Origin of the sequence: Dialister micraerophilus DSM 19965 (assembly GCF_000194985.1) — a bacterium.
Taxonomy (GTDB): domain Bacteria; phylum Bacillota; class Negativicutes; order Veillonellales; family Dialisteraceae; genus Dialister; species Dialister micraerophilus.
Genome location: NZ_GL878519.1, coordinates 23,904 through 50,825 on the forward strand (window position 1 = coordinate 23,904; position 26,922 = coordinate 50,825).

A 26,922-nucleotide genomic window follows, 5' to 3' on the forward strand; every position below is an offset into this window, starting at 1 on the left:
TGATTTAAATCAATAGGTGTAATTTTTTATTTAATTTGAAACTTTAACTTCAATTTCAAATAATCTTTTCCATGGAAATTTTGTTTTTATTATTTTGTTATTTAATTTAAGTTTTTTATTTGCAAAATCTTGCAATTCATTGGACATTTCTTTTTCGATATCATCAGTAATGAAATTTTTATTTTTAGAATTTTTTAAAATTAAAGATATTTTTTTTCGGACATTTGCTTGATAAGCCCAGTTATCAATATATTGCTCAGTGAGCATATTGTCATGTTCTTTTTTTGACATATATTGAGAAAGTACAGCTTGTGCAATAGAATACCCTACAGTATTACTTGCAGTATTCCATCCGTTATAGGCACTAATATCATATAATAAATTATTTTTCATAAGACTGTTCATTAAAGTGTTATCCGAACCGTTTGAAAAATATACATCTGCGATTGAAACCGGAATATTTTTTGATCTTATAAACTTAATTTTATCTACAAAATCATCTGTACTTGATTTGTTCATACCGAAGTTTATTGTTTCACTTGATTCTACAGTCGATTCAAGCGGTGTATTTACTGCTAAAACAAAGTCAGGTTTTTTATTTGAAACAATATTCCCGCCTATTGCAATAATATGATCCGATACAGTTTTTCCTATAGATTGATTTTCATATCTAGGTATAGTTTCTTCTCCGCGACCTAATGGATAGATTACGGCGAATGTGGGGTTAAGTTTATGTAAATCAACATGATATTTAGCTATTAAAAGTAATGCCAATTGATCTGCTCCGGGGAAAGAACCGTAGACTTTAGGAGATAAATTAGCAAATTCATTTTTTAAATAACGTGCTTCGAGTGTGGTTTGAGAATTTTTACTGTTATCATCATATCCTAAACAGTAATAAGCAAATATACCTTTTTTTGAGTTATTAATCATAATTCTGTTTATGGAATCATTTTTTTGTCTTCTTTTAAACCAATCTTGTATATATTCACTAGGAATTGATAGTTTTAATGATAAAAGATTGGAGATTTCAGTTTTTGTTGCAGTACCACTGTCGACTTTATCCTGTAAAATTGATAAATTATAAATTTTATTACCGTAATTTCCGTAGTAATACGGTTCTACATCATTATCTGATGCGTATGGGGTTCTCATTATTGTTCCGAATGCATAAATAGGGATATTAGGATATTCATTATGTAGTTCATTGATACGGTCGGCACGTAAATATAATTCTTGCATCGAATCATTATGCTTACGAGAGTCTACCAATCCGCCATAAATTAGTGTATCTGTAGATAATACACATGCATCTGCTGATGAAATATTGTTTTTTAACCAATTCCATATTTTATCCGGAGAGCCCTTGCGATTTCTTCCTGATAAATAAGATGTAGGTGGAGTTATTATAGTATATCCTGCTTTTTCTGCAGTAGAAACTGTATACGCAAGACTTACAGGCCGATCATCTTGTGGTATAAGTAATATTTTTTCAGCATATGAGCTAAAACCTATGCTAATTGTAAATGTCAGAAAAAATCCGAAAATAATTTTAGATAATTTCAAAATAAACCTCCTGATAAAATTGTTTAGTTATTAAGTATTATATCATGAAATAGTTAGATTTCTGTTTATAAATATTGAGGTTAATTAATCGAAATAAATTTAATTTTATATTACAATATTTATGTAAATTTAAGAAGTAAATTTAAAAATAATAAAAAGTGAGATTTTGAAAATCTCACTTTTTTATTATTCGAATTTACGTAAAAAAAGATTCATTGAAAGAAGTATACATAACAAAGTTACACCTGTATCTGCAAATACTGCAATCCACATATCAGCCATACCAATCAAACCCAAAATCATGACTGCAATTTTTATAAAAATTGCTATGAAAATATTTATTTTGGTAGTAGTTATTGTTTTTTCAGCTATTGATATTGAGGTTGAAATTGCGGAAACATTATTATTTAAAAATACTATATCTGAGGCTTCAATTGCAGCATCGGAACCGCTGCCCATTGCAGCACCTATATCAGCGGTTGCCAGTACAGGCGCATCATTTATTCCATCACCTACGAATAATGTTTTTGAATTGTTTGTAGTGTATTTTTTTAAGATTTTTATTTTGTCTAAAGGTAATAATTCGGAATAAAATTTTTTAATATTTAATTTTTTTGCAATATTTTTAGCGACAGCATTATTATCACCGGTAAGCATAATTATATCTATATTTTTTTTAGTTAATTTTTGTAATCCATTAAATGAATCTTTTTTCAATGCATCAGAAATTTTAATTTTACCTAAAAGCTTCTTGTTTATTGCAACATATATTATAGTTTCAAAATCATTTGAATAATTATTATTATCTATTGTTATACCGTTTTCATTTAAAAGTTTCTTATTTCCTATAATTATATCTTTATTACCTAATTTTGTAATTATACCTTTTCCTGATATTTCATTTATAGCAGAAAATTTTGGAATATATAATTTTTTATCTTCAGCAGCTTGAATTATTGATTTTGCAATAGGGTGTGTTGAGTGAGCCTCTGCACCCGCAACAAGTGCCAAAAGTTTATCTTCGTTTATATTTTGGTATGTTTCAATTTCTCTTATTTTAAAACTTCCTTCCGTTAATGTTCCGGTTTTATCCAAAAGTATAACATTTGTTTTATTTAGTATTTCAATAATATTTCCACTTTTAAAAAGAATTCCGTGTTTGGATGCTACTCCAAGTCCTGAAAAAAATGATAACGGTACGGAAATAACTAATGCACATGGGCAGCTTATAACTAAGAATGTTAAAGCTATATAAAGCGCATCTTTGTAGGAATTTGTTGTGAAAAAAGGTAAAAATATAATTAAAAAAATTGCAGCAAATACTACTATTGGAGTGTAAATTCTTGAAAATTTAGTTATAAATTTATCGATTGAAGGTTTGCCGGCCAATGCATTTTCGATAGAATCCAAAATACGTGAAACCATAGATTCGGATAATGTTTTTTCAACTTGAAGTTCAATGGTGGAGGATAAGTTTATTGTTCCGGAGTAAATAGAGTCACCTATAGTAACGCTTCTTGGAATGGATTCTCCGGTTAATAGCGATGTATCTATTTGTGTTTTACCTTTTGAAATAATTCCGTCAAGAGGGACTCTTTCTCCCGGTAAAATTCTTATTATGTCACCGATATCAACATCTTCAGGGGTTATTGTTTCAATAATTCCATTTTTTAGTTTATGAACTGTTTCAGGGCGTAAATCTATAGTTTCGGTTATTTGTTTTCTACTTTTTTCAATCGCAAAATGTTCAAGATATTCTCCGATTTTATAAAAAAGTATAACACCCGTTGCCTCCGGATATTCTGAAATTGCTAATGCACCTAGTGTTGCAATGGACATTAAGAGGTACTCGTTGAAAACATTTTTATTAATGATATTTTTTATTGCTTTCATCAAAATATCATGCCCTAATAAAAAGTAAGAAATTATTAATAATGAACTTGTAAGTAAATCCGAAAATTTAATTAAATCATAAAATCCTGATAATCCGATAACGTATAAGAAAAAACCTGTTGAATTTATAAATTTTGAATATTTGTCGGATTTTGATTTATTTTGCTCATTTTTATTGTAATTAATTTTTTTTACTATTTTTGTGCCGGGTTCTATTTTATTGCAAACATTTATAATTTCCGGTAATAATTTATCAGGGTTTTCTGCTGTAATTTTTAATTGTTTTGTGGAAAATGTTACAGTAGCAGAAAATACACCTTGCTGTTGATTTATATTTTTTTCTAATTTTACTGCACATGAAGGACAATTCAGTGTAGGTATTACATATAATTCAGTATTAAGTTTAGTGTTTTGTTTAGGTGGGAGAATATTAATATTTTCATTAAATGTTCTTGATATTTTTGTTATCTCGGGAATTAATAAATCAGGATTATTTTTAGATATAAGTCGTAATTCCTTTTTATTAAAACTTACAGATGCAAAAAATACAGAAGGGATTTTTCTTATTTTACCTTCCATCAATGCTGCACATTGTACGCAATCAAGGTTTTCTATATGATATAATCCGCGCTTATATTCTTTACCTAAGAAATCACATTTGCAGCTTTCGATTTCTTTGCCGCAATATTCGCAATCTTCCTCAATACAATGATCACAATGGCAGTTTTGTTGATGTCCTGTCAGGACATGAAGATTTTTGTCTATTATATGGCCGAAAGCTCTTCTTTCATCTTTAGAAATTTCAGCTTCATTTTCAAGTACGTGGTAAATTTCAATTTTTAAATTATTATCTTTTATATGATGATGTAAATTTTTATTGATTTTCATAAAATAAAACTCCTACATAGTAAATTCTAAATGCATTCTAGCATTGAATTTTTTTGTGGTAAATATGTAGGAGTTTAGAGTTTAATAAATCAAGTAACATGTAATAAAAACTTTAAAAAATCAAGTTTTTTTACCGATGAAGAAGTCCGGGGAGTGGGGGATAACTAAAATTGATTTTTCGTTTGTATAAGATACTCTACCTGCTTTTGTATTTGGTATTCTTTTTACATTTTTTATGAATGTGTAATCTACCGTAATTTTTCCGGAATCTTTTCCGCTGCTGTAAAATGCTGCAACAGAGGCCACTTTTTCCAATGTTTCAATCGGTACAATTTGCTTTTCGGTTTTAATAATTACATGAGAACCGGGTATTTGTTTAACATGTAGCCAAATGTCTTCGCTTGATGATTTTTTAAATGTTAAAATTTCGTTTTCTTTACTGTTTTTTCCAATAAAAATTTTAAATCCATCAATACAAAATTGTAAAAAATTGTGATTCAAAGTTTTATTTTTAAATAATTTTTTTTCTATGTTTTTCTTAGCTTTTATACCTAATGTTTCAAGTTCCTTACTTAAAGCATATAATTCTTCATTTGAAGTTATGAGTGTTGAATAATAATATATGTGATTTAAAGCATCAATATTTTCTTTGCAGTTTTCAACTTTTTCTTTTCCTATTTGTATACGTGTTTTCATTTTATTGTATTTTTTAAAATATAATTGGCTATTTGATGACAAAGATTTTTCTTTGTTAATTGGGATTTTGATTTTGTTTTGTTTTGCGTCAAAAATATTGTCTAAAATTATAAAATCTTCATATGGTGTTTTCTTATATGCATGAATTGCCAGTAAATTTCCCCATAATTTGTAAGTATTCATCTTGGATGTTTCTTTCAGCTCATCTTCTATTTTTAATAATTTTCTTTTTTCTTTTTTTATCAGTGAATGGATTTCTTTTTGTAAAGACAAAGAAATATTGTTGCTATTATTTTTATGATTTTGTAAGTAATATAATATAGCATCATTTACAGATAATTTTAAAGGTGTTTTATCACTATTATTTAACTCTAAAGGTGAAAGTAAGTATTGATTGGATGTATTATATAAATTGATTGCAGATACTTGTTTTATAGTATTTTTAAAATTACATATTACATCGACTATGAATTCTATATCTTTGATATTTAACGTACTTGATTCTTTAGTAAGCATAAAACTATGATTTTTAAATATTTCTTGCAATAATAACTCACTGAATCCGTTAAAAAGAGTAAAAATAAGTTCTTTTAAGGCATTAGATGTGTTTTTGTTGTAAGTTAATATGTCAAGTAATTCGGATTTTGAAAATTGAGTAAAATCCATTCTGTTTTGACTTCCGGGGAGAATATATTTTTCTTTAGGCGAAATAATGCGATCTTTTTTGTTTCCTTTTAAGCACGCATCTAAAATTAAATTGTTTTCAGTTAAGATTATATTCGGTGCAGAGGGGATAAGTTCAATATATAAGTTTTTTACCTTGATTTCTCCGGCAGTTTCAATTCTTGAAAAATTAATTTGTATGACTCTGTCCAAGTTAATTTGTTTTATATCTGTAATTTTACTTCCTTCCAAGTGTTTTCTAAGTGACATGCAAAAGTTTTGTGCAGGCGTATAATTTAAGTTTTTATTTTCATCGTTAATATATATAAGCGGTGGATTATAACTTGAAATTATTAATTTTGCGGGAGATGAAGAAGGTTTAAAAATTTCCAAAACCATTGTACGGTTATTTATTTGATGAATTTTTCGTACTTGGCCATATATAAGTTCTTTTTTTAGTTCTTTTGTAAGAATGTATATAATTGAACTGTCCAGTTGCATATAGATTCCTCTTTCATTTTTATCATTTGTTTTATAGTATAGCAGACAAATTTGAAATATGTGAAAGTTATTTAATACAATATATACTCGACAGTTTTTACAAAAATCGTTTATAATATTTGTATTGTTAATTTAAATATTTGCACGAAATATGGTGATTTTAATGTATTTTTCAAAATGGCAAGCTTGCGGTAATGATTTTATTATTTTCAATTCATTTAAGAATAAATTTATTTTTTCTTCTGAATTTGTAAAAAAATTATGTAACAGAAATTTCGGTATAGGAGCGGATGGTATTATTTATGTTCTTCCTTCGTTAGATGCTGATTTTAAAATGCGTATTTTTAATAGCGATGGAAGTGAAGCCGAGATGTGCGGTAATGGAATTCGTTGTTTTGCCAAGTTCGTAGTTAATCAAAAATTGATAAATAAATCTTCATTTTCAGTTGAAACAGGAGCCGGAATTTTATTTCCTGAAATTTTAAAAAACGGGAATGTTTGTGTAGATATGGGAATTCCGAATTTGAATTCTGATGATATTCCTGTAAAAGGATTTTCTAAAAAGGTAGTAATTGATGAATTGTTAAATATTTCTCATGAAAATACGGCATATAGAATTAATTGCGTGTCTATGGGAAATCCTCATTGTGTTATTTTTACTGATAAAATTGACAGTATTAATATTGAAGCTGATGGAAGTATTATTGAAAATCATAAACAGTTTCCCAAAAAAACTAATGTTGAATTTGTACAGAAAATCTCAGATTCAATTTTAAGAATGAAGGTTTGGGAAAGAGGTGCCGGTATTACTTTGGCTTGTGGAACAGGTAGTTGTGCCGCTGTAGTTGCTGCAACATTAAATAATTTAGTAAACAATAAAGCTGATGTTATTTTAGATGGCGGTAAATTAAATATTTTTTGGGATAAAGATAAGACTAATCATGTGTTTATGACGGGTCCGGCTGAAAAAGTTTTTGATGGAAATATAGAGGTTGATTATGAACAGCATGACGGGATACGGTAAAGGGCAGGTAAATTCCGATTTAGGAGAATTGTTAATTGAAATTAAGACTGTAAATAGTCGTTACTTGGAGTTTAATTTTAAATCCGACGGTATATCTCCTCTTTTAGAAGAATTAATAAAAAGAGAATTGAAAAAAGTTTTATATAGAGGGAAAGTTTCAGTCAGAATAAAATTCATTTCTGACAATTCAAAAAATATAAAATTGTCTGTTAATGAAGCTTTGTTGAATTCTTACATAGAAATTTTTAACGATATAAAAAGGAATAAGCTTAAATCGAATGAATTTGTAAATATTTCAGAATTGTTGAAAGTTCCGGAACCGTGGATTGAGGTAACTTTCGATAAAACTGATGAAGAAAAATTGCAAATTATGGTAAAAGATGCACTGAGTCAAGCAATACCTTTACTTTTGGAGATGCGTAAAGTTGAAGGTTGTAATTTGAAAAATGATTTATTAAAAAGAGTTGAATTTATAAAGAAGAAATTATCTTACATAAAGGAACGTCAATATTCATTAAATGATCAATATAGGGAAAAGTTGCGAACGAAAATAAATGAATTTATAGAAGAAAATTCTTTTAAAGCAGACGAAAACCGTATATTGCAAGAAGTAGTAATATATTCGGATAAAACTGATTACACTGAGGAAGTTACTAGGTTTGAAAGTCATATTATTCAACTTTTAGAATCTTTAGATAATAAAGGGCCTTTAGGAAGACAATTGGATTTTTTAATTCAAGAAATAAATAGAGAGATTAATACTATTGCATCTAAGACGGATCAAATTGATGTAACGAATTGTGTTATAATAATCAAAACGGAATTGGAGAAAATAAGAGAGCAAATCCAAAATATAGAATAAGGAGATTTTTATGGATTTTTCATTAATAAATATAGGATTTGGAAATATGGCATCTACATCTAGGATAATAGCAATAATAAGTCCTGAGTCCGCACCCGTAAAGCGTATGATACAGGAAGCCAGAGATAAAGGCTCTCTCATAGATGCAACATATGGACGTAAAACGAGAGCTGTTTTGGTTATGGACAGCAACCAAATTATTTTATCTGCAGTTCAACCGGAAACGATTTCTCATAGAGCAATAAATAAAGAGGTTATTTCTGCAGATTTGGCGGATGAGGATTAATTTTATGAATAATAAAAAAGATGAGGGAATACTTCTTGTAGTTTCCGGACCGTCAGGAGCAGGTAAGGGAACTATTTGTGATGAAATTCGTAAAATGAATCCTGATTTGTTTTATTCTGTTTCGATGACCACAAGAAGTCCGAGAAAAAATGAAAAAGATGGAATAAATTACTATTTCAGAAGTGTTGAAGAGTTTGAAAAATTAATAAAAGAAGATGCTTTTCTTGAATATGCAAGAGTTTATGATAATTATTATGGAACTTTGAAACAAAATACTTTTGATTTACTCAAACAAGGAAAGTCTATACTTTTAGAAATAGATATTCAAGGTGCTATGCAAGTTAAAGAAAGATATCCGAAGGGGGTTTTTATATATATAGTGCCTCCGTCATTGGAAATTTTATCTGAAAGAATACATAAACGAGGAACAGATAGTGAAGAGTCAATTCGAAAGCGCTTGTCTCAGATAACTAAAGAGTTATCGCTAGCTCACAAGTATGATTACATAGTTGTTAATGAAGTATTGAAAGATGCTGTTTATAAAACTCAAGCGATATTGGACGCTGAAAAATGTAAGCTTTCGAGAAATGAATGCAGAGTAGAGACTATTTTTAAACAATATATTACTAAGGAGGTATCTTTAAAATGATGTCATTTCCTTCAATTGATGAATTAGTTAAAATTGTTGATACTAAATATACATTAGTTACTTTGGTGGCTATGCGTGCAAGAGAGTTGACAGATAATGAGGCTCAGTTAATAAGAGAAAAAAATAAAAAAGCAGTTACTATAGCACTTGAAGAAATTTATGAAAATAAAGTTGAACCAAAGAAAATCGGAAATATTTAAATATGAATTTTAAGAATAAAAATATAATTGTAGGTATATGTGGAGGTATAGCATCTTATAAAACTGCCGATTTAGTAAGTAAGTTGCGCCAAAAAGGTGCAAATGTTAAATGTATTATGACATCTCATGCACAAGAATTTGTTAAACCTGTAGTGTTCGGTGAATTAAGTGGAAATCAAGTTTTTACCGATATGTTCGGAGAAATAAAAGAATGGGATGTTGAGCATATATCTTTGGCAATGTGGGCAGATATTTTTGTTATTGCACCTGCTACAGCGAATATTTTAGGAAAATGTTCCAATGGAATTGCCGATGATATGCTTTCTACTACATTGATTGCGACTAAGAAGCCTGTTTTATTTGTACCTTCAATGAATAGCAATATGTTTGAAAATCAAATAGTTCAGGAGAATATAGCAAAATTAAAAAGTTACGGTTATTACATGCTTGAACCTGATATTGGTCACTTGGCTTGTAATGTGATAGGTAAGGGACGTTTTCCCAAGACGGAAAAAATTATTGAGAACATAGATAAAATACTTAGCGGGAAAAAATTACTTTCAGGCAAGAAGGTGGTTGTGACTGCAGGTGGTACTAAAGAAGAATTCGATCCTGTAAGATATATAGGAAACTATTCTTCAGGACTTATGGGCTATTCTATAGCAAAAGCTGCAGCGAAAGAAGATGCTGAAGTTATACTTATTTCTACCGAAAATTTTGAAGAAATTTATGAGAATCTGAAAATAAAAAAAGTTAAAACTGCAAATGAAATGCGGAGTGCTTCATTAACGTTATATGATGAAGCGGATGTATTTATTATGGCAGCGGCAGTTGCGGATTATCGGCCTGAGAAAAAGTTTACAAAAAAAGTAAAAAAAGAAAACATTGAGAATTTGTGTATAAATCTTGTTAAAAACCCCGATATTTTAATGGAGTTGGGGAAAAATAAGAAAACACAGTTTTTAGTAGGATTTGCAGCGGAAACAAATAATCTTATAGAAAACGGATTAAAAAAATTGAAAAATAAAAATTTAGATATGCTTATTGCAAATGATGTAACTCAATCAGGAGCCGGATTTGAATCTAAAACTAATATTGTTTCCGTAATTTATAAAGACGGAAAAATAGATTCTTATCCAAAGATGTCTAAAATTGAATTGGGAGAAATCTTAATAAATAAAATAAGTTCAGCTTTAGAATAATGCATAGATTTAAATTATCGGGAAATATATATAATAAATTTAGTTGACGTTATAAAAAAATTATGCTAGCATAAAGCTATGCCCAAATAGGGCTATTAGTTATTTGTAGGAGGAATTTCCATGAAAGGTACAGTTAAGTGGTTCAGCGCAGAAAAAGGCTATGGTTTTATTGAAAGAGAAGAAGGCGGCGATGTTTTCGTACATTTTTCTGCTATTCAGACTGAAGGCTTCAAGACGCTGACTGAAGGTCAGAAGGTTGAATTCGATATTATCGAAGGTGCTAGAGGACCGCAGGCTGCTAATGTAGTCATTCTTTGATCACTTACTGAGCGATACAGCGTAGGTTTTTGAATCAGGAATTACTGAAAAAAGACTTGGATTTAAAGTTCAAATTTTGTATTTGTAATTTATCCGGGTCTTTTTTATTTTGAATTGTTTAATAGTTTATTATATAATATATATAGTAGATACATTCTTTGTAGTGTAATAAGGAGGACTATCATGGAATTAAAAATAAGAGGAAAGAATCTTGAAGTCACAAAAGCATTACATAGTTACGTTGAAAAACATACAGGTAAAATTCAAAGATATTTTGATAAACCTATAAAAATGAATGTATTGATGCGTATTTCCAATAAAACTAACACATGTGAAGTTACAGTTTTTGTTGAAGGCGTGATTTTACGTGGTGTAGAAAAATCTGATGATATGTATAAATCAATTGATTTAGTTTTTGATAAAGTTGAAAGACAAATACATAAATATAAAACCAGATTGGCAAGACGCTATAGAGAAGAAAATGTTTTCAGTAAGAAATTCAGAGAAGAAAAAGAAACTTTCGGTGAAGAAGAATTTGAAATTGTAAAAACAAAAAAGTTTAACATAAATCCGATGTCGCCGGAGGAAGCAATTCTACAAATGAATTTGGTAGGGCATGATTTCTTTATGTTCTTTAACTCTGAAACTTCAGATATAGCGGTAGTTTATAAAAGAAATGACGGAAAATACGGATTGATAGAAATGAAAAGATAGTAAATAAAATACCCTCTTTACTGGATAGTCAGTAAGGAGGGTATTTTTATATTAATTTTTTAAAATACGGAATTTTTTTTATAAAATATGTTATAACCGCTCCAAGACAAAATCCTGATATAATCCATATAAATGCTGCAGTAAGAGGCCAGTTAGGTAAAAATTTTATTAAATATTTTTCGAATATAATACCGGTTAGTCGTCGTGCAATATCGTCGAAGAGCATTATTCCAAATGCCAAAGTGCTTAAGGAAAATATTGCTTTTTTATAAAATTGAGGAATTTTATGATGTATAAAAAACCATTTAAAAAAACAATATATAAATGCGGTGTTTAAAAATAGAAAAGAATCATAAAAGCGTTCTGAAATTGCTTCTGTTAATCCATTTGCAACAATACCATGATAATATGTCATCAGAGCAGATATTATTGTTCCACACATAGCTGCGATAAAAAGATAAAGTAAATTCTTTTTTGTCAGCCAATGATCAGGTAGAACATTTTCAATCCAATATCCAATAATAAAATAAAAAGACGGTTCACTTACAGCGAGTAAAGGATTTATAAACCAATTTATTTCAGCTGTTCCTTTGAAAATTAAAAATGAAAAAACAGGAATAAATCCTACAAAAAATAAATTAAGAGATATAAGATAAATAAAAATTTTATTAGTTAAGTTTTTTACTAAAGCTCTCCATATTGGAAGCATAAGTAAAAATGACATATATATATATAGAAAATAGTAAGCGGTTGCAAGTGTTTGTGAGTATAAAAGTGAACTAAAAAGGCTTATATTAAAATTTCTATAATTATATAAATAGTTTATAAAAGAAAATATTATAAGAACTTGAGCAAAACGCCAAATACGTTTTTTAAAAATAACAGATAGCGGTTCTTCTTTTTTTAGTAAAAGAGCACCTGAAATCATAAAAAATATGGGTACTGCAGTTTTTATCCAAAACGGAATAATTATGTATAGCGGGAACCAATTTGAATTTATTTTATTTAAATACAAAGAAAATCCGGAAGTTGATGTATGTGTAAACATTACTAAAAATATGCACAATATTCTTAGGAAGTCTATGTGCAATAATCTGGTTTTAGTTTTTATTGATAAGTTCATTTATTATTACCTCTGTGTTATTTTACTTTAATATAATAACATGGATTCAATAATAAAGTGAATTTTATATTTACATATTATTTATATTTAAATTAAAAATAATATATTTTTGTGCTTGATAACATCGAATGTTTTTGGTAGAATTAAAAAGTATGAATACACATGTGCATGGATTTTATATTTGTGCCTTATGGTGGTTATAAAAGTAGAAGTGCACAGAGGTTAAAACAGGAGGATTTTAAAATGTCAGTAGTATCAATGAAACAATTATTAGAAGCAGGTGTTCATTTCGGTCACCAAACACGTCGTTGGAATCCGAAAATGTCCAGATTTATTTTTACAGAACGTAACGGTATTTACATTATCGATTTACAAAAAACTGTAAAAAAAGTTGAAGAAGCATACAATTTTATTCGTGAAGTTGCTGCAAATGGACAAACAATTTTGTTTGTAGGAACAAAAAAACAAGCTCAAAATGCAATTAAAGATGAAGCTTTAAGATGCAATATGTTTTATGTAAATCAGCGTTGGTTGGGCGGTATGTTGACAAATTTCCGCACAATTCAGAATCGTGTTGCAAGACTTAAAGAATTGGAAAAGATGTTTGAAGACGGAACCGTTGAACAATATCCTAAGAAAGAAGTTATTCTTATGAAGCGTGAATTGGATAAGCTTGAAAAGAATCTTGGCGGAATTAAGGATATGAAGAAACTTCCGGGATGTATAGTTGTTATAGATTCAAAGAAGGAAGAAATTGCAGTTAAAGAAGCACGCAAGCTTAATATACCTGTAATTGCTACAGTGGATACCAATTGTGATCCGGATGTAATTGATTTCCCGATTCCGGCAAACGATGATGCAATTCGTGCTGTAAAACTTTTAGCATCAAAGATGGCTGATGCAGTATTGGAAGGACGTCAAGGACAGCAGGAAGAACAAGGTGAACAAGAAGTGGCAGAAGATGTTGCTGATGAACAGGAAGTAATAGAAGAATCCGCTGAATAAGTCTTTGTTTTTATGGAGGTTATATAATGATTACGGCTAGTTTGGTAAAAGAGCTTCGTACACGCTCCGGCGCAGGAATGATGGATTGTAAAAAAGCACTCGTTGAAGCAGACGGTGATATTGAAAAAGCAGTAGATATTCTCCGTGAAAGAGGATTGGCAAAAGCTGCGAAAAAAGCAGGACGTATTGCAGCTGAAGGTATTGTAGGATCCTATATTCATGGAAATGGTCGTATAGGCGTATTGATTGAAGTAAACTGTGAAACTGATTTTGTCGCAAAGACAGATGCTTTCCATGCATTGGTAAAGGATATTGCAATGCAGGTTGCTGCTACAAATCCTCAGTACGTGCGTCGTGATGAAGTTCCTGCAGATGTAATCGAACACGAAAGAGCGATATTCCGTCAGGAAGCTTTAAATGAAGGTAAACCTGAAAAGATTGTTGATAGAATGACCGAAGGTCGTTTAGAAAAAATGTATAAAGAAATTTGTTTGGAAGAACAACCGTTTATTAAAGATGGTGATAAAACTATTGAAAGAGTTATTACAGAAGCGGTTGCTTCAATGGGAGAAAAAATTTCAATCAGACGTTTTACCCGTTATCAATTAGGTGAAGGTATTGAAAAGAAACAGGAAAATTTTGCTGATGAAGTTATGAGTCAAATTAACAAATAATAAAATAAGAGAACACATTTGTGTTCTCTTATTTTGTAAATATATAGTATAATTATATAGCGGAGGGAATAAGTGGAACGGAAGTATAAACGTGTAATGCTTAAATTAAGCGGAGAAGCTATGGCTAATAAAAACGGATTTGGAATAGATCCTGAAGTTGTGTCAAGATTAGCAAGAGAAATAAAAGAGGTTTGTGAAAAGAATATACAAGTATGTATAGTTGTAGGTGGCGGAAATATTTGGAGAGGTTTAAAAGGTAGTCAAGGTGGTATGGATCGTGTATCAGCTGATTACATGGGAATGCTTGCAACTGTAATAAATGCTGTGGCACTTCAAGATTCACTGGAAAAACTTGGAGTAACTACACGTGTACAGACATCAATCGAAATGATGCAAGTTGCAGAACCGTATATCAGACGTCGAGCTATAAGGCATCTTGAAAAATCACGAGTTGTTATTTTTGCCGGAGGAACAGGAAATCCTTATTTTACTACAGATACTACAGCAGCGCTCAGATCCGCTGAGGTGGAAGTAGATGTAATGTTAATGGCAAAAAAACAAGTAAACGGTGTGTATGATTCGGATCCTAAAATAAACCCTGATGCTAAATTCTTTACGCATTTAACTTATGGAGAAGTTTTGCAAAAGGAATTAGCAGTTATGGATAATACCGCTATAGCTTTATGCATGAATAATAATATTCCGATAGTTGTATTCAATATAGATAAACCCGGTAACATTGTTAAAGCGTGTCTAGGTGAAAACTTAGGTACTATTATTGAAGGGAAATAAATATGTATACAGAAAAAATAAATGAACTTAGAGAAAGAATGGATAAATCGATTCAGGCATTAAAAACTGAATTTTCTTCTATAAGAACAGGGCAAGCAAGTCCAAGCCTTTTAGATCGTATTTTTGTAGATTATTATGGTACACAAACTCCAATTTCTCAAGTTGGAAGCATAAGTGTTCCTGAAGCGCGTATGTTGGTAGTACAACCATGGGATAAAAGTGTTTTGAAAGAAATTGAAAAAGCTATTCTTCAATCCGACTTAGGATTGGTACCCATGAATGACGGTAATTTAATTAGAATGGCTATACCTCAACTTACAGAAGAACGTCGTAAAGATTTAGTTAAAATTGCGAATAAAAAAGCGGAAGAGGCTAAAGTTGCAATAAGAAATATTCGAAGAGACGGCAATACTTTTTTGAAGAAAGAAGAGAAAAAAGGCGATATATCTAAAGATATTATTTCTGAAGCGGAAGATGAAGTTCAAGATCTTACAGATATTAAAATTAAAGAAATTGATGCTGTAACTGAAAAGAAAATTAAAGAGATTATGTCCGTATGATAAATGATAACTTATATCCGGGTTTGTTTTGGGATAAATCAACAGAACATAAATTTAAGTTACAATATCCGTTTGCACAAATAATAAAAACTAAAGGTAATCATTATGCATTAGATGAAAATAATTTTTATTTAGTGCGTTTAGGAAAAAAATCTGTAATTATGCCACGAATGGTATATAGCAAAGAGGCCCATGAGGCCTTTCTGCATTTATATGGTGAGGAGTAAATTATGTATGACAAAAAAATAATGCCTCAACATGTTGCGATTATATTGGATGGTAACGGCAGATGGGGGAAAAAGCATGGTAGAGAGCGTACATATGGGCATAAATTCGGTGCAGCAAATGTAAAAAAAATTGTTCGTTCTGCAGCTTCTTCGGGTATTAAAAAATTAACATTATATGCATTTTCTACAGAAAACTGGAAACGTCCTAAGTTGGAAGTTAAATTTTTAATGACACTTTTTAAAGAATATCTTATAGAGCAATTACGTGAATTAACAGAAGATAATGTTCAGGTTCATGTTGTGGGAGATGTTTCAAAACTGTCAAAGTCATTACAAGAAGAAATTAAATCTTGTGAAAATGATACTAAAAACAATGATGGATTAATTTTGAATATTGCTATAAATTATGGGGGACGGCAAGAACTTATACATGCTTTTAGAAAAATTGCATCTGATGTAAAAGCAGGTATTTTGAATCCTAGTGAAATCGATGAAGAGAATATAAAAGATGCATTATATGCATCAGATGCGGATGATGTCGATTTGCTTATACGTACCGGTGGAGAACAACGGATATCGAATTTTCTTTTATGGCAAATTTCTTATAGTGAATTGTATTTTACTTCTGTTTTATGGCCTGATTTTGATGAAAGAGAACTTGAAAATGCAATTAAATGGTTTGTTAATAGAAACAGAAGATTTGGCGGATTGATGGTGAATAAATGAAGACTCGTATTATTACTGCAATTATCGGTATTATACTTGTATTAGGATTAATAATTTTAGGAAATTGGATATTAACTTTTGCAGTATTGGCAATTGCAGGAATAGCATTAACTGAATATGGATGTATGTTGGAACGTTTAGGGATAAAAATACGATTTAAAATCTCGTGTATTTTTTTAGCTTTAATTATTTTATCCGCCTATACCGGAATTTTGAAATTTTTTGTAGCGGGATTATTCGGGTCGTTTTTAATTTTATGCTTTTCAATTCTTAAAATTTCAAAAAAATCAATTAACGATTTAATGTATACCGTTTTCGGTGTATTATATTTGGGTATAGGTTTCGGTTCTCTTCTCTTTTTGCGACAGAATAATGAATTTTTCGATATAGGGTTATTTAGTATAAATAATGGAGTTTTCACAATTTTATTTGCTTTAATCGGAACATGGGCAAGTGATTCTTTTGCTTATCTTGTTGGAAAACGATTTGGAAAGCACAAAATGGCACCTCATATAAGTCCAAGTAAAACGTTAGAGGGTTTATTTGGTGGAATAGTAGGTACTATTGTACTTTGCAGTATTTTTTCGATATATTTCGGACTTGTATTGTGGAAAGGTGTGCTTTGCGGAGCAATAATATCTGTAGTTGCACCGATAGGTGATTTATTTGAATCTTATTTGAAACGTGCATGTGATGTTAAGGATTCCGGTAAGTTACTTCCCGGACATGGAGGTATGTTGGATCGTTTTGACAGTATTTTATTTGTATCACCTGCGATGTTGATAGTTTTATATTTAATACAATAGGATAGTGAAATTAGTGAAAAGAATAGCGATTTTAGGAAGTACGGGATCAATAGGCAGACAAACTTTAGAAGTTGTAAGAATGTATCCCGATGATTTTTCTGTGGAAGCAATATCTGCAAACAGAAACGTTGAATTACTTTTAAAACAAGCAAAAGAATTTAATCCGTCTATTATAGCTATAACCGATGAATTTGCAGGAAATAAATTTTTGACCATGTATAAAGGTAATGCTGAAGTTATCATAGGCAAAGATTCAATTTCTGAAATAGTGAAAGCAAGCAGTATTGATTTGGTTTTAATTTCTGTAGTTGGAATTTCAGGATTAAAACCCACGTTGAATGCCATTGATAGTGGTAAAGAAATAGCTTTAGCAAATAAAGAAACTTTGGTTGCAGGCGGTAGCATTGTTATGAATGCTGCAAAAAACAAAAAAATTGTTATTAAACCGGTAGATAGTGAGCATAGTGCTATTTTTCAATGTTTAATGGGACAAGATAAAAGCAGTATTCATAAAATATTACTTACAGCTTCCGGAGGACCTTTTAGAGGTAAAACAAAAGAGGAATTAAAATTTGTAACTGTAAATGATGCTTTGAAACATCCTACATGGAATATGGGGTTAAAGGTTACTTTAGATTCAGCAACAATGTTTAACAAAGGTTTGGAGTTAATAGAAGCTCATTGGCTTTTTAACGTGGACTATGAAAATATAGATATATTGATTCAACCTCAAAGCTTAATACATTCAATGGTAGAATTTAATGATGGTTCTGTTATTGCACAAATCGGTAATCCTGACATGAGAATTCCTATTCAATTTGCATTAACATATCCGGATAGAAAAAATTCACCTTCAAGACAATATGTTGATTGGACAAAATATGGAAATATAATTCTTGAAAAACCGGATGTTGAATTGTTTAAATCATTAAAAATGGCTTATTATGCCGGAAAATCCGGTGGAAATATGACAACTGCATATAATGCTGCCAATGAAGAAGCTATAAAAGCATTTATTGACGGAAAGATTAACTTTTTACAAATATTTGATGTTGTTGAATCTGTTTTAAATAAATGGGATACAAAAATAATGAATTCTTTTGAAGATGTTTTAATTTCTGATAAGAATGCCAGAATAAATGCCAAAAAGGAAATAAGCAAGATAAATTTATAGATAACAATATTATGATAATGTTATCTATATATAAAGCTTTATTAATTTATTTTGCTTATATTATTTTAGGAATAATTGTTAATTTATTTATAATAAAACAATATGGTGAAAAATAGATGAAAATTACAAGACAGGTAAGGGTCGGAAAAGTACTTGTAGGAGGAGGAGCTCCTATCGCTATTCAGTCTATGAGTACATTCAATCCTGTTGATGTTTCATATGCTGCGGCACAAATTAATGCACTTGGGGAAGCCGGTGCAGATATAGTTAGAATGGCAGTGCCGAACAAACAAGCTGCGGAAGCATTAGCCGATTTAAAAAAAGTAACAAAAGTTCCTCTGGTTGCAGATATACATTTTGATTACAGATTGGCACTTACCGCTATGGAATCAGGGATAGATGCATTGCGTATAAATCCCGGGAATATAGGTAAACGTGAGAATGTAATAAAAGTGGTAAGTATGGCGAAGGAAAAGCAAATACCTATACGTATAGGTATAAATGCAGGATCATTGCCTATGCATATTTTAAAGGAACATGGTGGACATCCTACAGCGGAAGGTATGGTAGCCGGTGCATTAGAACATGTTAAAATTTTAGAAGAAGAAAATTTCTTTGATATAGTTATCTCTGTAAAAGCTACTGATGTGCCTATGATGGTTAAGGCTAATAGAATGCTTTCCGAAAAAACTATATATCCACTGCATTTAGGTGTAACAGAAGCGGGTACTTTGTATAGAGGTACTATAAAATCTGCTATAGGTATAGGAACATTACTTTTAGACGGAATTGGTGATACAATTAGAGTATCATTAACTGATGATCCTCTGAAAGAAGTTAAAGCTGCAAAAGAAATTTTAAGTTCTATAGGTAAACAATTATATGGGCCGGTTATGATTTCCTGCCCAACTTGTGGACGAACACAAGTAAATTTAATTAAAATGGCACAAATAGTTGAGGAAAAATTGCAGCAATTTAAAAAACCTATAAAAGTAGCCGTTATGGGTTGTCCTGTTAATGGCCCGGGAGAAGCGCGTGAAGCCGATTTCGGTATAGCAGGAGGAAAAGGGTGTGGATTACTTTTTAAAAAAGGAAAAGTTATAAGAAGTGTACCTGAAGAGCAATTGATAGATGCATTAATGGAAGAAATTGAAAAATTTGAAAAAGAAGGAGATATATAAATGAAAGCATCAAAATTATATGCACCAACATTAAGAGAAATACCGTCTGAAGCTGTAGTAATAAGTCATAAATATATGTTGAAAGCCGGTATGATTCGTAAAATTTCAAGCGGGTTTTATTCATATTTGCCATTAGCATGGAGAAGTATAAAGAAGATTGAAAATATTATTCATGAAGAAATGGCTAAAATAGAATCACAAGAAATATTGATGTCAATAGCACAACCTGCTGAAATATGGCAGCAAACAGGACGTTGGGATGTATATGGGGAAGAAATGTTTAGACTCAAAGATCGCCACGAAAGAGATTATTGCCTTGCTCCTACACATGAAGAATTAGTAACTACCTTGGTTCATATAGATACTTTTTCTTATAAACAATTGCCTGTAAGTTTATATCAGATTCAAAATAAATATCGTGATGAAAAAAGACCTCGTTTCGGACTTATGAGAAGTCGTGAATTTATTATGAAAGATGCATATACTTTTGACGTTGATGAAGAAGGTTTAGATAAACAATATCATGATATGTATGATGCATATACAAATATATTTACAAAATGCGGTTTGAATTTCCGTACGGTAATTGCAGATTCAGGTGCAATAGGTGGAAGTTCATCTCATGAATTTGAAGTTCTTGCAGAAGCCGGAGAAGCAGATATTGTTTACGAAGTTGACGGTGAATTTGCAGCAAATGTAGAAGCCGTAATACCTGATACTATATCTTGTAATTTAAAAAACGATTTGGAAAAGGAAATAGTTGCAACGCCAGGTCAAGAAACAATAGAAGATGTATGTAAATTTTTAGGACTTCCTGTTACACAATCAATAAAGGCCGTTATTTATAAATTAGATGATAAAATTGTGCTTGCATTAGTACGCGGTGATCACGAAGTAAATGAAGTTAGATTACAAAACATTTATAATGCCATAAATGTAAGTATGGCAACAGAAAAGGATTTGAAAAAAGCAGGACTGGTTGCCGGATACATAAGTCCGATAGGATTAAAGAAAAACAAAGATTTTGATATTATAGTAGATAAGACTGTTATGGAAATGAAAGATGCATGTTGCGGTGCAAATATTAAAGACAAACATTATATACATGTAAATCCGAAACGTGACTTTGATTCAGTTCGTATAGAAACTATAAGATTAATTGATAAAAATGATGTGTCTCCATGGACGGGGAAAGAAATTGAATTTAAAAAGGGAATTGAAGTTGGTCAAGTATTCAAATTGGGAACTAAATACAGTGAAAGTTTAAATTGCACATATTTAGATAAAAACGGAAAATCCAAACCAATGGTAATGGGATGTTATGGTATAGGTGTAACAAGAACAATGGCAGCTTCAATTGAACAAAATCATGATAAAGACGGTATTATTTGGGCGGTATCAATAGCGCCATATGAAGTTGTTATAATTCCTGCAAATAACAAAAATTCCGAAATAATGAAAGTCGCAGAAGAATTATATAGAAATATGTCAAAAGAAAATAATGAAATTGTATTTGATGATAGAAATGAAAGAGCAGGAATAAAATTTAAAGATGCTGATTTAATCGGATATCCGATTCGCGTAACAATTGGTAAGAAATGGGAAGAAAACGGAAAAGTGGAAATAAAAATACGTAGAACCGGAGAAGTAATTGAAATTGATTACAAAGATTGCAAAGCAAAGGTTGAATCTATACTTGACGATTTACGTAGTAAAAATTTGTAAAATGATAAATTTAATAAAAACAGTTATTGCATTAAGATTATTATTAAATTGAATTTATACCGGAGAAAAATTTATGGATGATTATATTAAAGGAATAGTAAAGGTGGTAATATTTTCGTCAAATGATGAAACATTTTCGGTATTTAAAATTGAAAATGATATCAACAATGATGTAATAACCGTTGCCGGAAAAACAGGTAAACCTTATATTGGTGAACATGTTAAAATCAGAGGATGCTGGAATCGGCATCCTCGTTTTGGTATGCAATTTAAAGCAGAAAGTTTGGAGAGGATAAAGCCTCAAAAAAGTGAAGAAATTTATAATTTTTTATCTTCAGGGCTAATTAAGGGGATTGGTCCTACCGTTGCACGACGAATTGTTAATCATTTCGGTAAAAAAACTCTGGAAATATTTAATGACAATATAGATATGTTATTGACAATACACGGCATAGGAAATAAAACTTTAGAAAAAATTCGTAATTCATATGAAGAAGTAAAAAGTTTGCAAGAAATTATTATTTACCTTCAATCTATAGGTATATCACATAAAATTGCCACACAAATGCATAAGGTTTACGGGGATAATGTTATAGAAGTCATAGAACACGATCCTTATCGTATGATACATGAGATTACAGGATTAAGTTTTGAAAAAATAGATAAAATAGCTTTAGAAAAAGGTTTTGATAAAAACGGGGAAGAACGTATAATCAACGGACTATTTGAAATTTTATTCAGGGCGGGCATACAAGGACATACTTGTTTACCTGAATCTGTTGCGTATAGCGAAACTTCTTGTTTATTGGGCGTAGATCTAAATACGGTAAAAAACAAGATTGAAAGTTCTATAGAATCCGGAGAAATACCATCAATTACATTTAATGGAGAAAAATATTTATATAATATAAGACTTTATGAATCTGAAACTGAAACTGTTCATCATGTAAAAGAACTTTTAAAATTACCTAAATTAAATAACTTGACTTTATCTATAGAACAATTTGAAAAAGAAAATAAAATTAATTTAGATTTATTGCAAAAACAAGCAATTAAAGAATTATCAAATTCCGGATTTTTAATAGTAACCGGTGGACCTGGAACCGGTAAAACCACATTGATTCGTGCATTTATAAAAGCGGCGGAACAAGAAGGACTTAGAATTAAACTTATGGCGCCTACAGGAAGAGCAGCCAAACGAATGTCTATTTTGAGTGGTAAAAATGCTGAAACTATACATAAAGCACTGGAAGCTGAACTTAGAGATAATAATAGAATTTTTTTTAATAAAAATGAAATGAATACTTTGAATTCAGATTTAGTTATTATCGATGAAGCCTCAATGGTGGATATATCAATGTTTTATCATTTATTATGTGCACTAAAACCGTCATGTAGATTAATTCTTGTTGGAGATGTGGAACAATTACCGCCGGTAGGACCGGGAATGCCTTTAAAAGATTTAATTATGTGGGGTAAAGTTCCAGTTATTAAATTGGAACATGTTTTCAGACAAAAAGAAGGCAGCGGAATCATAAAAAATGCTAATTTAATTAAAAAGGGGAAACTGTGTATTGATAATAAAGATGAAGATTTTGAAATTGTTTTTGTAAATAACGAAAATGAAGCATTTAATAAAATAAGTGAATATTGTAAAAAACTTAATTATATAAATTCAGATAATTTGTTAACAATGCAAGTTTTATCTCCGGTATATAAAGGAATTTGTGGAGTTGATTCATTAAATAAATTAATCAGACAATCAATTGTAGAAACTTTTAATTCCGATAAAAAAATTTTTAAAGTCGGAGATAAAGTTATGCAAAGTAAAAATAACTATGAAAAAGATGTATATAATGGTGATATAGGTACAGTTTGGGCAATAAGTGAAAATAAAATATTTGTTAAATTTTTTGAAAAAGAAATTGTTTATGATTCAGATGAAATTAGTCAACTTAAACTTGCTTATGCTATAACTGTTCATAAAAGTCAAGGTAGCGAATATAATACTGTAATTATGATATTATTACCGTCACAATACAATATGCTACAAAGAAATTTATTGTATACCGGTATTACAAGAGCTACAAATAAAACTATTTTAATAACAACAAAATTTGCAATGAAAAAAGCAATTGAAACATATAAATCAAATATAAGATATAGTTTGTTTTTACCATTATGCAAAGGAGATGTAGAATTATGAATTTTTTAAGTTCATTAATTTCTTTGTTGTTTCCTTTCACATGTCCAGAGTGTGGTAAAGCATTAAAAGAAGGGGATTTTTGGTGTGATATTTGTTTAAGGAAAAATTTAAACATTCATTTAATTAATAGTTCTTTTAACGAATATCTTGATGGCTGTTATACGTTGTCGAATTATGATAAAGGTATACGAAGAGCTTTGATACAACTGAAATATAATAACCAAAAAAGCAGAAAAAAATCTATTGAATATATGGTAGAGTCATTCAATTATTGGGATAGATTTAAAAAATATAAATTAGTCGTTCCTATTCCTCTTTCAAAACAAAGATTAGAAGAAAGGGGTTATAATCAAGTGGATTTAATTTTTAAAGATGTTTTCAAACGCAAAAATTTTTTCTATAAGTCAAATTTATTGATAAAAAAAAGAAATACAAAAGTTCAATCAAAACTACGTAAGAAAGATAGAAAAGAAAACATGAAAAATGTATTTATAGTAAATAAAAGATTTAATATAAAGGATAAAAATATTTTGTTGTTGGATGATATATATACCAGTGGAGCAACAATGTTGTATGCAGCAAAAGCATTAAAAAAAGCCGGTGCAAAATCGGTTATGGGGTTTGTTGTATCAAGCGGAGCTATATAAAAATGTTAATTTTGAGCTGTTTAATAAAAACTTGTTTTAATTCTATTTAACATGAACCTTTTTGACTATAAGAATAGCTTTTGATAAAATAAAACAGATATATTATCAACAAAAATATAAGATTGATTCAACGAGGAGAATTCGATGTTTGATAAATTTTTTGACAGATTATTTAATGGATCAAATGAAAAAGAAATAAAAAAAATTCGTAAAATTGTAGAGAGAGAAATAAACCCATTGGAAGAATCATTAATGAAATTAAGTGATTCTTCTTTGTCGTCGAAAACGGTTGAGTTTAAAAACAGATTACAAAAAGGCGAAACTTTGGATGATATTTTACCGGAAGCTTTTGCCGTTGTAAGAGAAGCTTCAAGACGTGTTTTAGGTATGCGTCATTTTGACACTCAGCTTATCGGCGGTATAGTTTTACATCGTGGAAATATTGCTGAAATGAGTACAGGTGAAGGAAAAACTTTAGTAGCGACTGCACCTGTATATCTTAATGCACTTGCAGGTAAAGGTGTTCATGTAATTACTGTAAACGATTACCTAGCTAAACGTGACAGTGAATGGATGGGGCAGGTTTATAAGTTTTTAGGATTATCAGTCGGACTTATTATTCATGATTTGGATTTTAATCAACGTAAGATTGCTTATAACTCCGATATTACATATGGAACAAATAATGAATTTGGTTTTGATTATTTAAGAGATAATATGGTTGTCAGTTTGAATCAAATGGTTCAGAGACCTTTGCATTTTTGTTTAATAGATGAAGTAGACAGTATTTTAATAGATGAAGCTCGTACTCCGCTTATTATTTCAGGACCGGGACAAAAATCAACGGATAATTATTATGTTTTAGCTAAATTGGTACCGAAACTTAAAGCTGAAGAAGATTATACAATTGATGAAAAACAAAAAACTGTTGCACCTACAGAAAAAGGTGTTGCAAAAATGGAAAAATTATTAAATGTTGAAAATTTGTATGATCCTGAAAATATTGAATTGAATCATTTGTTTGTACAAGCATTACGTGCACAAACTATGATGATTAAAGATCGTGATTATGTAGTTAAAGATAATGAAGTTATAATAGTCGATGAATTTACAGGTCGTCTTATGTATGGAAGACGTTATTCTGACGGATTACATCAAGCTATAGAAGCGAAAGAAGGTTTACAGGTTGCAAGAGAGAGTCAAACTTTGGCAACAATAACATTCCAAAATTACTTTAGAATGTATAGTAAATTGGCGGGTATGACCGGTACTGCAAAAACAGAAGAACAAGAATTTATAAAAATTTACGGTTTACCGGTTCTTCAGATCCCCACAAATAAACCGATTCAAAGAAAAGATTTGCCGGATGTTGTTTATAAAACTCAAAAAGGTAAATATAAAGCTGTTGTAAGAGAAATACAAAGAAGACATGCAACAGGTCAACCAATGCTTATAGGTACTACATCAATAGAACAGTCTGAACAATTAAGTCATATGTTGAAAAATGCCGGAGTTGTTCATAATGTTTTGAATGCAAAATATCATGAAAAAGAAGCAATGATTGTAGCTCAAGCCGGTCAAAAAGGACAAGTAACTATTGCAACAAATATGGCAGGTAGAGGGACAGATATTACATTGGGAGAAGGCGTACCTGAATTAGGTGGATTGGCTATAATAGGTACGGAAAGACATGAGAGCAGACGTATAGATAATCAGTTGCGTGGTCGTGCCGGACGTCAAGGTGATCCCGGAAGCAGTCAATTTTTCTTGTCTTTGGAAGATGACTTAATGAGAATTTTTGGCGGAGATAACATAAAGAATTTTATGGACAAGATGGGATTGGAAGACGATGAAGAAATTAAAAGTAAAATGGTTTCCAATGCAATCAGAAAAGCACAAAAACGTGTAGAAAACCGTAATTTTGATATACGTAAATATGTGTTGGAATATGATGATGTTATGAATCAACAACGTAAAGTAATTTATGAACAACGTCACAAGGTTCTTATAGGGGAAAATCTCAAAGAACAAATATTAGCAATGATTGATGGATTAATATCAGATGCTATGAATATTTACGTTGATCCTAAAGTTTATCCTGAAGAATGGGATTTTGAAGAATTAATAAAATATTGTGAAAAATACTTTTTAATCCCTGGAGAAATTACTGTTGAACAAGCAGAAAATTTATCACGTGAAGATGTAGAAAAAACGTTGATTGAATTTGCACATAAAACATATGAAAATAGAGAAAATTCTATAGGTGCTCCTTTGATGAGAGAACTTGAAAAAGCTGTAATGCTTAAGGTTATCGATTCAAAATGGATGGAACATCTTGACGATATGGATATGCTTAAAGAAGGTATCGGATTGCGTTCATATGGTCAGAGAAATCCAATTATCGAATATAAAGTGGAAGCTTTTGATATGTTTGAAGAAATGCAACATGCGATGGTTGAGATGATAATAATGTATCTCTATCATATTCAAGTTCGTGTGGAAAATGATCAAAATAACACAACTAATGTGCCTAAAACGGAAGATCATTTAAAAGATGCCACAGAACATTATGTTGATGAAAATTAATAAAAATAAAACTCGAAAGAGAGATGAT

General features: G+C 30.3%; 25 protein-coding genes. 21 read left to right on the top strand and 4 right to left on the bottom strand.

Features of this window, described 5'->3' with window-relative positions; all coding sequences use genetic code 11:
• Positions 1-30: 30 nt before the first annotated feature.
• The 3 genes from HMPREF9083_RS00130 to HMPREF9083_RS00140 all read right to left on the bottom strand — a co-directional run bounded on the left by HMPREF9083_RS00130 (position 31) and on the right by HMPREF9083_RS00140 (position 6,207).
• The gene (locus tag HMPREF9083_RS00130; RefSeq protein WP_007555355.1) at positions 31-1,566 is read right to left on the bottom strand and encodes a DUF4127 family protein; all 1,536 of its coding nucleotides are present in this window, start codon (positions 1,564-1,566) and stop codon (positions 31-33) included.
• Positions 1,567-1,752: 186 nt separating this feature from the next.
• Positions 1,753-4,347 (bottom strand): heavy metal translocating P-type ATPase, encoded by a 2,595-nt coding sequence (locus HMPREF9083_RS00135; RefSeq protein ID WP_007555356.1) that lies wholly within the window; start codon positions 4,345-4,347, stop codon positions 1,753-1,755.
• A gap of 120 nt (positions 4,348-4,467) precedes the next feature.
• Positions 4,468-6,207 carry an Rqc2 family fibronectin-binding protein gene (locus HMPREF9083_RS00140; RefSeq protein ID WP_007555357.1) on the bottom strand — a complete coding sequence of 580 codons (1,740 nt, stop codon included), beginning with the start codon at positions 6,205-6,207 and terminating at the stop codon, positions 4,468-4,470.
• 163 nt (positions 6,208-6,370) lie between these two features.
• Here HMPREF9083_RS00140 and dapF point away from each other — a divergent pair, with 163 nt between their 5' ends.
• The 8 genes from dapF (at position 6,371) to hpf (ending at position 11,462) form a co-directional block, all read left to right on the top strand.
• The gene (gene dapF / locus HMPREF9083_RS00145) at positions 6,371-7,231 is read left to right on the top strand and encodes a diaminopimelate epimerase (RefSeq protein WP_035062490.1); all 861 of its coding nucleotides are present in this window, start codon (positions 6,371-6,373) and stop codon (positions 7,229-7,231) included.
• On the top strand, positions 7,206-8,093 hold the full coding sequence (locus tag HMPREF9083_RS00150; RefSeq protein ID WP_007555360.1) for a YicC/YloC family endoribonuclease: 888 nt from the start codon (positions 7,206-7,208) through the stop codon (positions 8,091-8,093). The genes dapF and HMPREF9083_RS00150 overlap by 26 nt, the downstream gene beginning before the upstream one ends.
• Before the next feature lie 10 nt (positions 8,094-8,103).
• Positions 8,104-8,379, top strand: a complete 276-nt coding sequence (gene remA, locus HMPREF9083_RS00155) for an extracellular matrix/biofilm regulator RemA (protein ID WP_007555361.1) — start codon at positions 8,104-8,106, stop codon at positions 8,377-8,379.
• A 4-nt stretch (positions 8,380-8,383) separates the two neighbouring features.
• A complete protein-coding gene (gene gmk, locus HMPREF9083_RS00160) occupies positions 8,384-9,028 on the top strand; it encodes a guanylate kinase (protein WP_007554551.1) in 645 nt (214 codons plus the stop codon).
• Positions 9,025-9,228, top strand: a complete 204-nt coding sequence (rpoZ, locus tag HMPREF9083_RS00165; RefSeq protein WP_007554516.1) for a DNA-directed RNA polymerase subunit omega — start codon at positions 9,025-9,027, stop codon at positions 9,226-9,228. Before gmk ends, rpoZ begins: the two co-directional genes overlap by 4 nt.
• A gap of 2 nt (positions 9,229-9,230) precedes the next feature.
• On the top strand, positions 9,231-10,430 hold the full coding sequence (gene coaBC / locus HMPREF9083_RS00170) for a bifunctional phosphopantothenoylcysteine decarboxylase/phosphopantothenate--cysteine ligase CoaBC (protein WP_007555364.1): 1,200 nt from the start codon (positions 9,231-9,233) through the stop codon (positions 10,428-10,430).
• A gap of 120 nt (positions 10,431-10,550) precedes the next feature.
• Complete coding sequence (locus HMPREF9083_RS00175) at positions 10,551-10,748, top strand: cold shock domain-containing protein (RefSeq protein WP_007554589.1); 198 nt, start codon at positions 10,551-10,553, stop codon at positions 10,746-10,748.
• Between the two features lie 183 nt (positions 10,749-10,931).
• Entirely contained in the window at positions 10,932-11,462 is a 531-nt protein-coding gene (gene hpf / locus HMPREF9083_RS00180; protein ID WP_007555365.1) for a ribosome hibernation-promoting factor, HPF/YfiA family, read from the top strand.
• Between the two features lie 46 nt (positions 11,463-11,508).
• Here the strand turns inward: hpf and HMPREF9083_RS00185 are convergent, their stop codons facing one another.
• The gene (locus HMPREF9083_RS00185) at positions 11,509-12,585 is read right to left on the bottom strand and encodes an acyltransferase (protein WP_035062493.1); all 1,077 of its coding nucleotides are present in this window, start codon (positions 12,583-12,585) and stop codon (positions 11,509-11,511) included.
• A 243-nt stretch (positions 12,586-12,828) separates the two neighbouring features.
• On the opposite strand from HMPREF9083_RS00185, the gene rpsB reads away from it, so the two are divergent.
• The 13 genes from rpsB (at position 12,829) to secA (ending at position 26,894) form a co-directional block, all read left to right on the top strand.
• The gene (rpsB, locus tag HMPREF9083_RS00190) at positions 12,829-13,590 is read left to right on the top strand and encodes a 30S ribosomal protein S2 (protein ID WP_007554554.1); all 762 of its coding nucleotides are present in this window, start codon (positions 12,829-12,831) and stop codon (positions 13,588-13,590) included.
• A gap of 23 nt (positions 13,591-13,613) precedes the next feature.
• Complete coding sequence (gene tsf, locus HMPREF9083_RS00195; RefSeq protein ID WP_218914764.1) at positions 13,614-14,264, top strand: translation elongation factor Ts; 651 nt, start codon at positions 13,614-13,616, stop codon at positions 14,262-14,264.
• 96 nt (positions 14,265-14,360) lie between these two features.
• Positions 14,361-15,056 (top strand): UMP kinase, encoded by a 696-nt coding sequence (gene pyrH, locus HMPREF9083_RS00200; protein ID WP_420864486.1) that lies wholly within the window; start codon positions 14,361-14,363, stop codon positions 15,054-15,056.
• A gap of 2 nt (positions 15,057-15,058) precedes the next feature.
• Complete coding sequence (gene frr / locus HMPREF9083_RS00205; RefSeq protein WP_007554513.1) at positions 15,059-15,616, top strand: ribosome recycling factor; 558 nt, start codon at positions 15,059-15,061, stop codon at positions 15,614-15,616.
• A complete protein-coding gene (locus tag HMPREF9083_RS00210; protein WP_007555370.1) occupies positions 15,613-15,843 on the top strand; it encodes a hypothetical protein in 231 nt (76 codons plus the stop codon). The genes frr and HMPREF9083_RS00210 overlap by 4 nt, the downstream gene beginning before the upstream one ends.
• A 3-nt stretch (positions 15,844-15,846) precedes the next feature.
• A complete protein-coding gene (locus tag HMPREF9083_RS00215; protein ID WP_007555372.1) occupies positions 15,847-16,569 on the top strand; it encodes an isoprenyl transferase in 723 nt (240 codons plus the stop codon).
• Positions 16,566-17,375 carry a phosphatidate cytidylyltransferase gene (locus HMPREF9083_RS00220; protein ID WP_007555373.1) on the top strand — a complete coding sequence of 270 codons (810 nt, stop codon included), beginning with the start codon at positions 16,566-16,568 and terminating at the stop codon, positions 17,373-17,375. The genes HMPREF9083_RS00215 and HMPREF9083_RS00220 overlap by 4 nt, the downstream gene beginning before the upstream one ends.
• A 13-nt stretch (positions 17,376-17,388) precedes the next feature.
• Positions 17,389-18,549, top strand: a complete 1,161-nt coding sequence (locus HMPREF9083_RS00225; RefSeq protein WP_035062495.1) for a 1-deoxy-D-xylulose-5-phosphate reductoisomerase — start codon at positions 17,389-17,391, stop codon at positions 18,547-18,549.
• A gap of 116 nt (positions 18,550-18,665) precedes the next feature.
• Complete coding sequence (gene ispG, locus HMPREF9083_RS00230; RefSeq protein WP_007554562.1) at positions 18,666-19,730, top strand: flavodoxin-dependent (E)-4-hydroxy-3-methylbut-2-enyl-diphosphate synthase; 1,065 nt, start codon at positions 18,666-18,668, stop codon at positions 19,728-19,730.
• A complete protein-coding gene (locus tag HMPREF9083_RS00235) occupies positions 19,731-21,455 on the top strand; it encodes a proline--tRNA ligase (RefSeq protein WP_007555375.1) in 1,725 nt (574 codons plus the stop codon).
• 73 nt (positions 21,456-21,528) lie between these two features.
• Positions 21,529-23,661, top strand: a complete 2,133-nt coding sequence (gene recD2 / locus HMPREF9083_RS00240; protein ID WP_007555376.1) for an SF1B family DNA helicase RecD2 — start codon at positions 21,529-21,531, stop codon at positions 23,659-23,661.
• A complete protein-coding gene (locus tag HMPREF9083_RS00245; protein WP_007555377.1) occupies positions 23,658-24,308 on the top strand; it encodes a ComF family protein in 651 nt (216 codons plus the stop codon). Before recD2 ends, HMPREF9083_RS00245 begins: the two co-directional genes overlap by 4 nt.
• A gap of 144 nt (positions 24,309-24,452) precedes the next feature.
• Positions 24,453-26,894: a preprotein translocase subunit SecA gene (gene secA, locus HMPREF9083_RS00250; protein ID WP_007555378.1), complete on the top strand. Its 2,442-nt coding sequence runs from the start codon at positions 24,453-24,455 to the stop codon at positions 26,892-26,894.
• Positions 26,895-26,922 lie beyond the last annotated feature (28 nt).